This window comes from Brevibacterium sp. UMB1308A, from assembly GCF_030230605.1.
GTDB lineage: Bacteria > Actinomycetota > Actinomycetes > Actinomycetales > Brevibacteriaceae > Brevibacterium.
In genome coordinates, this window is sequence record NZ_JASPDO010000040.1 from 1 (window position 1) to 13,178 (window position 13,178).

10 protein-coding genes, 1 tRNA gene and 1 other RNA gene are annotated in these 13,178 nt (G+C 59.2%); 8 read left to right on the forward strand and 4 right to left on the reverse strand.

Translation table 11 applies throughout. The features are described 5' to 3' along the window. A partial coding sequence (locus QP868_RS11505) for a transposase (RefSeq protein WP_284926708.1) occupies positions 1-293 on the forward strand: 293 nt, incomplete at its 5' end. 83 nt (positions 294-376) lie between these two features. Here the strand turns inward: QP868_RS11505 and QP868_RS11510 are convergent. After that, positions 377-461 (reverse strand) — tRNA-Ser (locus QP868_RS11510). 62 nt (positions 462-523) lie between these two features. Between QP868_RS11510 and ffs the strand changes: the two genes are divergently transcribed. From ffs to QP868_RS11525, 3 genes are all read left to right on the forward strand, one after another. Next, positions 524-620: signal recognition particle sRNA small type (gene ffs, locus QP868_RS11515), an RNA gene on the forward strand. An 84-nt stretch (positions 621-704) separates the two neighbouring features. Further along, complete coding sequence (locus QP868_RS11520; protein WP_284926709.1) at positions 705-2,159, forward strand: Ig-like domain-containing protein; 1,455 nt, start codon at positions 705-707, stop codon at positions 2,157-2,159. 72 nt (positions 2,160-2,231) lie between these two features. Further along, positions 2,232-3,479 (forward strand): APC family permease, encoded by a 1,248-nt coding sequence (locus tag QP868_RS11525; RefSeq protein WP_284926710.1) that lies wholly within the window; start codon positions 2,232-2,234, stop codon positions 3,477-3,479. Between the two features lie 4 nt (positions 3,480-3,483). Here QP868_RS11525 and QP868_RS11530 read toward each other — a convergent pair whose 3' ends face one another. Further along, a complete protein-coding gene (locus tag QP868_RS11530; RefSeq protein WP_284926711.1) occupies positions 3,484-4,749 on the reverse strand; it encodes an MFS transporter in 1,266 nt (421 codons plus the stop codon). A 23-nt stretch (positions 4,750-4,772) separates the two neighbouring features. Between QP868_RS11530 and QP868_RS11535 the strand changes: the two genes are divergently transcribed. Together QP868_RS11535 and QP868_RS11540 are read left to right on the forward strand one after the other, a co-directional pair. Beyond that, positions 4,773-6,920: a M3 family metallopeptidase gene (locus QP868_RS11535; protein WP_284926712.1), complete on the forward strand. Its 2,148-nt coding sequence runs from the start codon at positions 4,773-4,775 to the stop codon at positions 6,918-6,920. A 1-nt stretch (position 6,921) separates the two neighbouring features. Next, the gene (locus QP868_RS11540) at positions 6,922-7,734 is read left to right on the forward strand and encodes an SGNH/GDSL hydrolase family protein (RefSeq protein WP_284926713.1); all 813 of its coding nucleotides are present in this window, start codon (positions 6,922-6,924) and stop codon (positions 7,732-7,734) included. Positions 7,735-7,772: 38 nt separating this feature from the next. Here QP868_RS11540 and QP868_RS11545 read toward each other — a convergent pair whose 3' ends face one another. Both QP868_RS11545 and hisC read right to left on the reverse strand, forming a co-directional pair. Next, positions 7,773-9,209 carry an FAD-binding oxidoreductase gene (locus tag QP868_RS11545; protein ID WP_284926717.1) on the reverse strand — a complete coding sequence of 479 codons (1,437 nt, stop codon included), beginning with the start codon at positions 9,207-9,209 and terminating at the stop codon, positions 7,773-7,775. Between the two features lie 14 nt (positions 9,210-9,223). Continuing rightward, a complete protein-coding gene (hisC, locus tag QP868_RS11550) occupies positions 9,224-10,327 on the reverse strand; it encodes a histidinol-phosphate transaminase (RefSeq protein WP_284926714.1) in 1,104 nt (367 codons plus the stop codon). Positions 10,328-10,404: 77 nt separating this feature from the next. Here hisC and QP868_RS11555 point away from each other — a divergent pair, with 77 nt between their 5' ends. After that, a complete protein-coding gene (locus QP868_RS11555; protein WP_284926715.1) occupies positions 10,405-11,412 on the forward strand; it encodes an alpha/beta hydrolase in 1,008 nt (335 codons plus the stop codon). Between the two features lie 86 nt (positions 11,413-11,498). Continuing rightward, on the forward strand, positions 11,499-13,082 hold the full coding sequence (locus tag QP868_RS11560) for an AMP-binding protein (RefSeq protein WP_284926716.1): 1,584 nt from the start codon (positions 11,499-11,501) through the stop codon (positions 13,080-13,082). The last annotated feature ends 96 nt before the right edge of the window (positions 13,083-13,178 follow it).

Sequence of the window (13,178 nt, forward strand, 5' to 3'; positions counted from 1 at the left end):
ACCTGGCCGCCTATGCCGGAATCGCTCCAGTAACCCGAAGATCCGGGACATCAATCCGAGGCGAGTTCCCTGCCCGTACCGGGAACAAGAAGTTGAAGAACGCGTTATTTCGGTCCGCATGGGTCGCGTCTTGCCACGACCCGATATCAAAGGCGTACTACGAACGGAAAAGAGCCGAGGGGAAGCGCCATAACGCAGCGATCATGTGCCTAGCCCGGCGCCGACTAAACGTCATGTACGCGATGATAAAAACAGGCACCCTATACGAACCCCGCACCCCGGCCGCGACTTGACAAACACCATAGGGACACCCCCCGAACACTCGGGACGGGCAAGCAAAAACCCCGGCAGTTCAACGAACTACCGGGGCTATCCGCGGAGGATAGGGGATTTGAACCCCTGAGGGCGTTAACCCAACACGCGTTCCAGGCGTGCGCCATAGGCCGCTAGGCGAATCCTCCGCAGAGTAGCTTAACGGACTCACGCGACTTTTACTAATCGTGCGAGTCTCGGCTACACTATCTGTGGCCCTTCGTGCGGCGTTTATCCTGCGAATCCCCCCAGGACCGGAAGGTAGCAAGGGTAAGGAGGCTCTGGCGGGTGCACGAAGGGTCCTTTGTTTTCTCTTGTATGCTTAAATCTCAGGCCTTTCCAATGTCGAAGGTCCGTCGAATTTTCATCAGCTCTACTGAAGGTTCAAGCTCGTGTTCCGTCGTCTTCTCACTTCGTCGACAATCGCCCTAAGTCTCTTAGCCGTTGCGGCATGTTCAGCGGGCACCTCCGGTGACAACAACCCCGGACCCGGCTCTAAGGCAAAGGAACCCGACCCGGAACCCGTTGTCAGCGTCGTTGCAGAAGCTACGCCAGGTGAAAAACTGCAACTATCCGTCGAAAAAGGCGAATTCGTCTCCGTAGAGCTCACCGACGACGACCACAAAGAAATCCCAGCCGACGCTGGAACTTTTGAAACCACCTCGGCGACCGCTGATCCCTCAGCAACAGCAACAGATGGCACCGACTCAAGCGACGCTGACTCTGACACCGACGAAGCTGACGACAGCGCAGAAGCCGGTGGCAACCTCGGGTCCAACTCAGAGAACGACACTGAAGAAACAGAGCAGGCCGAGGACACCTCGGCAACAAACGACCCCAGCAACGATCCATCTGCCGACCCTGACTCCACCGAAGCCCCTGAGGACGGTGCACAGGGTGGCGCAGCCGACAACAACCCCAAAGGCACTTCCTGGGAGTCTAACTTCACACTCGCAGGGTCATCGTCTTACACGTGGAAAGCCACAACCGTTTCACCTGACGGCAACACCCACGAATCCACTGGAACCGTGGAAACTGCTAAACCTAAAGGTGACGGCGCACGCATGCGCACCCTGCTCGACGACGACATGAAAGTAGGCGTGGGCGCCCCCATCATTTTCAACTTCGCCCATAAGATCCCCAAGGAATACCGCCCGGGAATCGAAAGCCGCCTGACCGTGGAAGTCACCGACAAGGACGACAAGCCACGTAAAGTCGAAGGCGCATGGGGATGGCTCCCAGATGACGACGGCCACTCGCGCATCCACTACCGGCCAAAAGAATTCTGGCCCGAACACTCCAAGATTCACGTCAGCGCACCAGTGAAAGACGTTCCGTTCTCCAAGAACTCATTTGGTGCAAAAGACATGACACTGGACTTCGAGATCGACCGCGAACAGATCGCTGTGGCCGACGCTAAAAAGCACCGCCTTACCGTCACACGCTCAGGCAAAAAGGTGATGGACTTCCCAGCGTCCCTGGGTGCGGCACGTTCTCCGTCGTACAACGGGATGCACATTGTGATGTCGAAGTCCCGCAACTACACCATGAAGTCCGAACGTTGGGGCTACTCCACCCCCGTCACCCATGCGGTTCGCATCCACAACAACGGTGAGTTCATCCACGCGGCCCCATGGTCGGTTGGCTCCCAGGGACGCGCAAACGTTTCCCACGGATGCGTCAACCTGTCCACGCCTAACGCCACCGAATACTACGAATCCGCACTCTTTGGCGACCCGGTTGAAGTGGTCGGTTCCAGCGTTTCCCTGACCACTAACTCTGGTGACATCAAGGACTGGGTGTACACGTGGGAAGAGTGGCAGAAGCTGAGCTCGATCAAGAAGTAGCACGAAAAGGCAGCCCCACAACCCCATCTTCAAGACACTTTCTGTTTGCCTTGGCCTGATACCAACACAGACATGATGTCTTCTCTAAAGCGTTCGCTCACTTTGAGTGACGCGATCATGATAGGCCTGGGCTCTATGCTGGGCGCCGGCATTTTCGTGGCGGTCGCCCCAGCTACTGCTCATGCGGGGTCTGGCATCTACTTGGCCCTGGGGTTGGCCGCCCTGGTCGCCTTCTGCAACGCCACGTCTTCGGGTCAGCTGGCCGCGCAGTACCCAGTTGCGGGTGGAACGTACGCATACGGGCGCGAGCAACTGGGCCCGGCGTGGGGGCTCACTGCCGGGTGGGCGTTCCTGTTGGGTAAGACTGCTTCGGCTGCCGCGATGGCGATGACGTTCGCGCACTACGCTCTGCCCGGCGCTCCCCCGTTCGTCCTGTCCTTCACCGCGGCCCTCGCGCTGGTCATGCTCACAACCGTCAACATTTTGGGTGTGTCTAAAACGGCGACGGTCACCAAGGTCATTGTGGTGATCGTACTGGCTGGCCTTGCACTGTTCGTGGCTACGTCGTGGTTGAACACCCCCGCCGAGGTCGCCGCCCCTTCCGCTACCTACCTACCTTCCGCTCCGTTGGGTATTTTGCAGGGTGCGGGCATCATGTTTTTTGCGTTTGCTGGCTATGCCCGTGTAGCGACGTTGGGTGAAGAGGTGACGAACCCTTCCCGAACAATTCCTCGAGCCATCATGTGGGCACTGGGGCTGACGCTAATCGTGTACGTTGTCATCACGTTCACACTGACCCACATGTTGGATCAGGAAACCCTCGCCACCTCCACGGCCCCAATTTTTGACGCCGTTCAGGTGTCGTGGATGAAGCTGGTTATCCAGGTCGTTGCGGCGTTGGCGTGCTTGGGCGCCTTGTTGGGGCTCATGGCTGGTTTGGGGCGCACATGTTTGGCGATGGCCAGGGATTCGCGCAACTTCACGTTTTTTGCCCACGTGAGCGAGCGCCACTCGACCCCAGCCCGCGCTGAAATCCTGTTCTGCGTCCTGGCCATCATCCTGGTCTTTTCTGTGGATGTGACGAAAGCCGTTGGTTTCTCGTCCACAGGCGTGCTGCTCTACTACGCGATCGCCAACCTGGCCGCGTTCACCCAAGACCGTGAACACCGCATGTACCCCAAGGCTTTGCAGGTTCTGGGCGTGGTGTTGTGTGTTGCGATCGGGTTCACCGTTTCACCTACCGGCCTGCTCTTAGGCGCGACCGCGGCCGTAGTCATCGTCGCTGTGATGTTCGTGTCTAACCGCCGAGGTCGTTCATAGTTGGCTATGTTTCTACCGTCTGGTTGCGGGCGGGTGCGACTGGTGTGCGTTTGAGGATGAGCGCAATGATCAGTAGCAGAACCATTTGGCTTCCGATGATTGCGGTGACGCCTGTCCAGCCGGTGTGTGACCAGGCTAGGGGCGTGAGGTTGCCGGTGACGGACGATCCCAGGTAGAAGCACACCATGTAAATGGATGCGGCTTGTGCGGGGACGCCTACGGACCGGATTGCTCGGCCTGCTACCCAGGACGCTGCGGTGGAGTGTCCTACAAAGAATCCGATTGCAAGAATCGCCAGGCCCGCGACGATGCACACCACGTTGGGGATCACCATGAGCGCAACCCCCACCAGTCCGATCAGCGGACCAAACGCCATGACTGTTCGCAGTGATGTGCGGTCGGCAATTTTGCCGGCTATCGCAGATGCCCACCCGGCAAGCGGGTACACAAAGTAGACGAGGCCTACGAGCCCAATGGGCATGAAGAACGGTTCGCCTTCTAAGCGGAATCCCATCACGTTGAGCGCACCAATGAATGAGCCCACTCCTAAGTAGCCCACGACGAACAGGCCCAGCAGAACGGGGTCGGTGAACGCCCGCCCAAACTTCTTCACCAGAACGCTAAACGAGTCGCGGTGTTGCACGAACCCTTGGGCCGGCGGCAACAAGAAAAAGCACCCCAGGCCCGCCAACAGTCCAACAAGTGAGGCAGTGAACATTGCGGAGTGCGACTTATCTAGCCCCAGGATCCCCTCGATCCCTAACCAGTCGAACACTTCAATGGCAGTAGACGGAATGATTCGGGCACCCAATCCACCCAGGGTGTTTCCAAAAATGTGAACCCCAATCACGGATGACACGATCGACGGGTGGATCTCTTCACGCAGGTACACCGTGGCAGTAGCGGGCAAACCCGCCAGAATGAACCCCATCACGAATCTGGCGACCAAGAACAGGTTCCAGTCGGAGATAAAAACCACCCCAGTGGCCATCACGCCAGCGATAATGACAGACCAGCGGATTAAACGACCTCGGCCGATCCGTTCACTGATAGGGACTGCAACAAGCAGCCCTAACCCGACGCCCGCGGTTGCAATAGACACCGACATCGCGGCCCCAGACGGGGTGATTCCGTAGTCGCGTGTGAGGTCCGGCAAGATTGCTTGGGTATTGTAGAGCAGTGTAAAGGTAGCGAGACCGGCCAGCATGATTCCGATCTTGATTCGTCGAGTTCGCGGATCGCCTGCGCCAGTACCCAAATGTTCGCTCACCCTTTTCACAATAGACCTCGACAGTGCAGGAGAAAGTTTTGGGTTCCGAAGACCTCCATCCCGGCCACGTCCCAGAAGCAGAATCACCTAACTATCTGTGGGACTTTGTGAGCCAACCGGAGCCCCTGACACTACCGGCCTTTGACCGCATCACCCCTGAACTCATCATGGACGCGCTGGCCAGGGCCGTCGCGTTTCAAGAACAGTCGATTGCCGCGATCCTGGACAACCCTGAACCCACCGATTTCAACAACACCACGCTGGCGATTGATGCGGCCCGCAGCTTGGTGTTCCGCCTGCAACCGTTTATCCGCTTGTACGAATCCAGCTTGTGGTCTGACGCTGTGGAGGCGATGGCAACAGAGTCAGCCGCCATCCTCACCCGCGCGGAACTTGATGTGTTCCTCAACGCTGAGCTCTTCGCGCGTTTAGAAAGCGTCAGCACGGCGGCCCTGAACCCGGAAGACGCCCGCCACCACGACCTCATGGTCGCAGACTTCGCCCACGCGGGTGCGCGCCTCACTGAGGACAACCAAGAGCGCGTGGCAGCGTTCGCTGAAGAGATTTCTGCGCTGGAGACAGAGTTCGGCCAGTTCGTTCTGGCCGAAACCCAAGAGTCAGCCGTGCACATTCCGCACGACTCGGAACTGTCACTTGCAGGCTTGTCTGACGCACAACTGAGCACTGTCACCTCTCACGCAGCTCAGCGTGGCCTGACCAAGGACGGCCACACGGGCGCGCTCATCACCCTGGAGTCCACTACGCAACAGCCCATCACCTCGGACTTGGACGACCCTGAAACCCGCACAGCCGTGTTCCACGCCTCCACCAACCGAGGTGCGCGCGGAACCGAAACCGATACTCGCTGGATCGTCTCCGACCTCACTGCTCTGCGCGCTGGCCTGGCTGGCCTCATGGGGTACAAGTCGTACAAGGACTATGTGATTTCACAGCAGGACGCGGGCAACGGCGAAAACGCGACTGCGCTAGTGGTGGACTTGCTGGAACCCGCACTGGCACAGCTCGAATCTGAACTTGACACGATCCGCACAACGTACCAGCCAAAGCGTCTGGAAGCTGAGGACATCGCGTACTACCTCAAGCGCTACAAGCAAGACACGTACCAGTTGGGTTCGGTCGCTGAGTACTTCGATCTGTGGAACGTGTTCAACGACGGCGTGCTGTTTGCTGCAACCCAGTTGTACGGTGTGCGTTTTGAACGCACGGATGAGGTCGCGTGGCACCCCGAGGTGGTTGTGTACCGCGCGTTCGACGGCGACCGGCCGCTGGGCGTCATTTGCGTTGATCCGTTTGCGCGGGAGTCAAAGCGTGGCGGGGCGTGGATGGACCAGTTGGTGTCCCCCGGTCGGGTTTCCGGTTTGGGCCCAGTTATCAGCCTGACCATGAACATTCCCAAACCGGCAGACGGTGAACCTGCCCTGCTCAGCCTGGACAATGTGCGCACGCTGTTCCACGAATTCGGGCACGTGCTACATGGGCTGTTCGCTAACTCGACGTACGAAACTCGTTCAGGTACCTCGGTACCCAGGGACTATGTGGAGTTCCCGTCCCAGCTCAACGAAATGTGGGCGCTACACCCGCAGGTGCTCCCCCACTACGCCGTCCACGTGCACACGGGTGAACCGATCCCGGACGAACTCGTTGAACGTATCAAGAAGTCCCAGGCGTTTGGGCAGGGTTTCGCCACGGTGGAGTACCTCGCGGCCGCGCTTTTGGACCTCAGCTGGCACTCGTTGGAGCCTGGCGAACAGGTGGAGTCAGTGCTCGACTTCGAACGCGACGTGCTCTCCGGCACCGGTTTCAACCCGTTGGTGCCGCCTCGGTACCGCACGCCATATTTCCAGCACACGTTCGCGCTGGGGTACTCCGCTGGCTACTACTCGTATTTGTGGTCGGAAAAGCTCGCCGCGTATGTCACCGAATGGTTTAACTCCCAGGGCGGGCTCAACCCTGAAGCGGGTGACGCATTCCGCACCGCGGTTTTGGCTCCCGGGTATTCGGCTGACCCGGGCGAAACGATTATGGACTTTTTTGGCGAGCAGCCGGGTGTAGGGCCGTTGTTGCGGCGCCGGGGTTTGCCAGATACCCAGCCCGAGGTGGATGGCAGCACATCCCAGGTGGACGGTAGCTCAGTAGAGGGCTCGGACTGACGTGGGTGCTGGGAAGGCTGCGCTGAAGGCTGGGCTCAAAGCTGGGTTAAAGGCTGCCACGGCAGTGGGCGGTGTGACTCTGGGCTTAGGTGCTGGGTACGGAATTGCGGTTGTGCGCGTGCGTATCCAGTCAGCACTGTTCCCTAAGTTCTGGGCTGAGTCGGCGCGAACGCAACTTGAACTCGACGAATCCTTGCAGGAGCTTCCGCCCTTGACGGTCAACGTCTTAGGCGATTCGGCAGCCAGCGGGGTGGGCGCTTCCAAACCGGAGCGCGCATATGTGGGCCTTTTGAAACAGCGGCTGGAAGAAGAAACTGGACGCAAGGTTTCTGTCACCAACATTTCAGTGCCCGGGGCCAGCTCGTGGCTTCTCATGGAAAAGCAGCTACCCCTACTGGAAGATTTGCCGCCAGCAGACATCACCATGTGCGTCATCGGGGCCAATGACCTGATCGACCCTAAGTACACACTTGAGGGTTTCGAGTGGACAGCAACTCGTTTGTACAAGCGCCTTCCAGCCGGCACAGTCGTGTCCACGATCCCCAGCTTTGGCCTGCCGTGGCTTGAGCCGAAGGTGCGTGCCGCCAACGCGATCATCGAACGTGAGGCACGTGTAAACAACTTGGAACTGGCGGACCTGTTTGCCACCACGCACGAACTAGGCCTGTGGCGCTATCTGCTGTACACGGGTGGCGACATCTTCCACCCGTCCGAACGTGGGTACGTGGCTTGGGCATCCGCCCTGTGGCCGGCTGTCCGCCGAGCCGCCAAACGCGCGCTCGAAAAAGAAGCGCACGAAGCTGAACAGGCGTGAAGTCACTACTGACACCACGACCTAAACAGACTCACCAACTACTTCAAGTGCGACAGCATCTTCCCAGGGCTGAAGATCCCTTGCGGGTCCAGTGCCTGTTTGATCGCCACGTGCATCTTTTGCGCTGACGGCGACAGCTCGCGTGCCAACCACTCGGCTTTCAGAACCCCTACACCGTGTTCGCCGGTGATGGTTCCGCCCAAATCCAAACCAGCCTGCATGATCATGCCAAACGCTTCTTTTGCGTGTTGGGTAGAAACCGGGTCGCCCGCATCAAAAATGACGTTGGGGTGCATGTTTCCGTCACCGGCGTGACCACATGCGATCACCAGAATGTCTGGGAACTTCTGGGCGATCTGAGCTTGGCGCTCAAAGAACTCAGCAAGGCGGCCCCGTGGTACGCACACGTCGTCAACCAGCTCGCCACCACCTCGGGAGTGGGCCAACTTTTCATTCGCCGGGGCAACCGCCCGGCGCGCGGCAACCAAGGACTCCGAATCACGCGGATCATCCGAATACATCACGTCAGTTGCCCCGTTATCTTGGGCAACCTGCTGGAACAGTTCCAGGTCTTCCTGAGCGCGCGTCATCGAACCCGAACCGTCCGACTGCACAATCAGCATGGCACCCGCCCCACTGGGCAGCCCAAAACTCTGGTACGCGTTGACTGCTTCAATGGTGCCGCCGTCCATGTATTCCAACAGCGACGGGGTGGCACCCTTGCCCAGGTAGTCAGTGACCGTGCGAGCGGCGTGAACGGGGTCAGAAAACAGCGCCACAGAGGTGAGCGGATCGGCCAGCTTGGGCACGGTTCGCAAAGTGACCTCTACGATCACGCCCAGTGTGCCTTCCGAACCGATGAACAGCTGTGCCAGGTCGAAACCGGCGACGCCTTTTGCCGTGTTCCGCCCTACCGTGGTGACTTCACCGTCTGCGGTCACCACCTTGAGGCTACGCACAAAGTCCCTGGTCACACCGTATTTCACACAGCACATACCGCCGGCGTTGGTGGCCACGTTTCCGCCAATCGTGGAAATCGCCACAGAACCGGGGTCCGGCGGATACGACAGGTTGAAATCGGCCAAGTGCTTCTTGAGATCCAGGTTGATCACGCCCGGTTCCACCGTCACGGTGCCGTCCAGGGTGTTCACTTCCAGGATCCGGTTCATTTTGGCAACGCTTAACAGAATGCACCCGTCGAGCGCGTTGATGCCTCCCGAAAGCCCCGTGCGTGCCCCAGACGGAATGATGGGGATCGTGTGTTTGGCGGCAAACCGCACCGTGGCCTGCACATCTTCAACACACGTAGCACGCACCAAGGCGAGCGCATTCCCTACGGGTGAGAACAGCGCACGGTCGCTGGAGTGGGCTGCGATGACGTCAGTATCCGTGACCAGCGCGTTGGGGCTGAGCTGGGTTGCGAGTTCTGTCAGGTCTGGGAATCCGGTCGAGTCCGGGAGTTCTGGGGTGCTCATGTGTTCCGGGGTACTCATGATTCCTGGCCCGAGGTCGTTGCACCGCTTGCGTGCCCGCGGGCTACCAGCTCGCTGGCGACATGGGCGACACGGTCCATCGCTTCTTCTTCGCCGATGCTCACACGTACTCCCCCGGTGAGCTGACGAACGGCCACGCCCACGTCACGGCATGCGCGTTCAAACTCTTCCGCTTTGTCTTCCAGCGGGAGCCACAAGAAACCACCCTGGGAGTCCGCTACTGGGACACCGATTTCACGTAACCGTGCCTGCATATCGTCACGGATGCGGGCAATTTCTTTTGCCCGCACATCCACATCGGATGCCAACCGCAAGGACGCAGAAGCGGCGGCCTGCGCAACGCGTGACACACTAAACGGCATGATTGCGGTGCGCATAGCGCTGATGACATCGGGGTGAGCAACCGCCCATCCCACGCGCAAGCCCGCCATGCCGTGTGCCTTCGAGAATGTGCGCACTACTACCAGGTTCGGGTGCGACGGCAGAGCGTCAACGCCGTCGAATCCACCTTCGACCATGTATTCGAAGTACGCCTGGTCCAACACCACCAGCACGTCGTGAGGAACCTTCGCCATGAACTCTTCAAATTCTTCACGCCCCACCGGCCCACCGGTGGGGTTGTTGGGACTGCACAGGATCACCAGACGGGTGCGGTCATTGATGGCTTCGGCCATCGCATCAAGATCGTGCCCCAAGTCCTCACGCAAGGGCACCTTGACCGTGGTAGCCCCTTCGAGCAACGTGAGCGGCACATACATTTCGAACGACGGCCACGGGAAAACCACCTCGGTACCGGGTTCTGCAGTGATGTGCACCAACGCTGCCAAGATCTCAGAAGCACCGGCCCCAAAGACCAGCTGGTTCGTTTCCACACTCAGGTGTTGCGCCATCTCTTCAGTGAGGTCGAAAACACCCGGGTCGCCATAGAGGTTCATGGTTTCCAAGGACTTCGCGGCCGCTTCGACAACAGCGGGAAGCGGGTTCATGAAGTGTTCATTGGACGACAGTTTGTACGCCTTCTGTCCAGCCACGGGAGCAGCAGGCTTGCCGGGAACATACGCGGGGGTGTCAGCGACCGCTGACCGTACTCGAAACTCCATACGACCATAGTAAACACCGTGGCAAGTACGTTCCCAGACCTGTGCCGTACCAGTTTTTCACCTGGCACAATAGGGACATGAACCCCAAACCACCTACGCAATCGCAGTGGCTTCCAGACATTCTTGGCCCGGGGTTCGAATCCCTGCCTCTGGAACTGCCCTGCGGGGAACGGGCAACCCTGGTGAGGTACCTGCCCCGGGTTGATAACCACCCCTCCCGAGGTGTCCCCCACCGGGACGGCGTCCCGGAAGTGGAACTGGCCAACACTGCCGTCCTCTACATTCACGGGTGGTCCGACTACTTCTACCACCGTGACTTAGCCCGGTTTTGGGCTCACATGGGCGCCCATTTCTACGCCGTGGATCTGCGCAACTACGGCAGGAACCTGGACCTCTCCGATCCTGAACGGACCCCGGGACTCATTGACGACCTCGGCGCTTATGATGAAGAAATCTCCTCCTGCCTCGACGTGATCACTGGTCTTCACCCCCACTGCAACGTAGTGCTCAACGCCCACTCAACCGGAGGCCTCACCGCCGCACTGTGGGCCAACGACAACCCTGGGCGAGTGGCTGGTCTGGTGCTGAACTCGCCGTGGTTGGAGTTCCAATACACCGCGAGCGTCCGCAAACTGCTGGGACCACTCATGGCGGCCCGGAACCCAGTGAGTCCGCTTCGCATTTCCCTACCCAACTACTACGTGTTGGCTGTTGCGCAAGCCCACGGGGATACGCCGTTTGACCTTCGACTCAAACCCCCAGAGTCGTTCCCCGTGTATCCGCAGTTCTTACGGGCGGTGTTTGATGGGCACAAGCGGGTGGAACGCGGTCTCGACCTGGACGTGCCAGTGCTTGTGCAGATGTCGCGCACCTCGATGCAATCGGTGAACTACGCCCCACAGATGGCTCACGCGGACATTGTGCTCGACGTAGAGATCCTGGCCAGGAGGGCCCTCGACCTTGCCGACACTGTTGTTGTGGACCGCGTTCCAGGCGCCATGCACGACGTGTACCTGTCTGAAGAGAGCGTTCGAGACCAAGCTTTCACACGCATCATGCAGTTTGTCCACGGCTACCTGGGCTAGGCGAAAGCGCGGAAGCTCACGAGTTAGTGGCACCCCAAAATGTGGTTTAGGTTACCCTGCGCGCAGGCGGAAAAATTCCCAGCGCTATGGTGAAAACAACAGGGAAACCCTTAACCCAGGAGGCACGGGTGAAATCAGATCAGCTCGTTCAAGAATGGCTCGAAACCTACGACACACCAGACGCAAATGCTTCGTATCTACTGTGTGACCGCCACGACCCGCAGGCCACCGCGTTCACCTTCATCGCTCACGACGGAACGGTGTCCAAACTGACGTACGGTGAGCTGTCTGACAGGTCCAAGCGCCTTGCCACCGCGCTTAAGCAACAGGGCGTTGAGAAGGGTGACCGTGTGGGTGTTCTGCTCACCAAATGCCCCGACATGCCCGTCACGCTACTAGCACTCACACGACTGGGTGCCGTGTACGTCCCATTGTTCACAGCGTTTGCCACCGGCGCGATCAAGGTGCGCATGGAAGGCGCAAAGGCCAAGCTTGTCATCACCGAACCGTCGCAAGAAGACAAGGTAAAGCCACTGGACTGGCTCAACGTCATCACGATTGGTGAAGACTACGACCGCATGCAAACCGAACCTGAACCGCTTGAGGACTCGGTTGCGCTGGGAGGCGACGGCACGCTGGTGCAGTTGTTCACCTCGGGCACCACCGGCAACCCCAAAGGGGTTGCAGTCCCAGTGCGCGCGCTGGCCAGCTTTCACTGCTACATGCACTACTCCCTGGACGTCCGTCCCGAAGACGTGTTCTGGAACGCGGCCGACCCAGGCTGGGCGTACGGCCTGTACTACGGAGTGTTGGGACCGCTGGCCATCGGGCTACCCAACCTCATGCAACAAGACAAGTTCACAGCCGACTCGACTCTGCAGCTCATGCGCGAACAAGGCGTGACCAACTACGCCTCCGCACCCACCGTGTACCGCACGCTTTCCAAGTCTGGGCTGGAACCCGGGTTCACGTTGCGTCGCGCATCTTCAGCAGGAGAGCCACTCACGGTCGACGTGATCGACTGGGCTAAAGAAAAACTGGGCACGGAAGTCTATGACCAGTACGGCCAAACTGAACTGGGCATGGTGATCTGCAACCAGTGGAACGACGACGTGCGTGAAGAGCTCAAGCCCGGGTCAATGGGTAAGCCGATCGCCGGGTACGAGGCAGACATTCTGGACGGTCAGATCGTCATCAACGTGCCCAACAGCCCACTCTTGTGGTTCACGGGTTACCAGGACGACCCGCAGAAATCGGCTGAGCGTTTCAGCGAAGACGGTAAGTGGTATCTCACTGCTGACGCCGGGTACAAGGATGAAGACGGTAGCTTCTTCTTCGAAGGTCGCGATGACGACGTGATCCTCATGGCCGGTTACCGCATTGGGCCGTTCGACGTTGAGTCCGTGCTCATCACACACCCTGACGTGGTCGATGTTGGGGTTGTGGGTAAGCCAGACCGGGACGGCGTCCGAGGTGAACTCGCAGAAGCGTACGTGGTGCTACGGGAAGGCGTGGAGGCCACCCCTGAGTTAGCTGAAGAGCTCAAGCTACTGGTCAAGGAGGGGTATTCCGCTCACGCGTACCCACGCAAGGTCCACTTTGTGGATGCACTTCCAAAGACACCAAGTGGAAAACTGCGTCGCGGGGAATTGCGAAAGCGCGAAGACTGAGGTTGTTACGGCGCAAAGTGAGCGATACGGCGCATTATATTGCGTAGTTTCGTTCGCTTTGCGCCGTTTCGCCTACCTGAAACACGAAATCGCGCG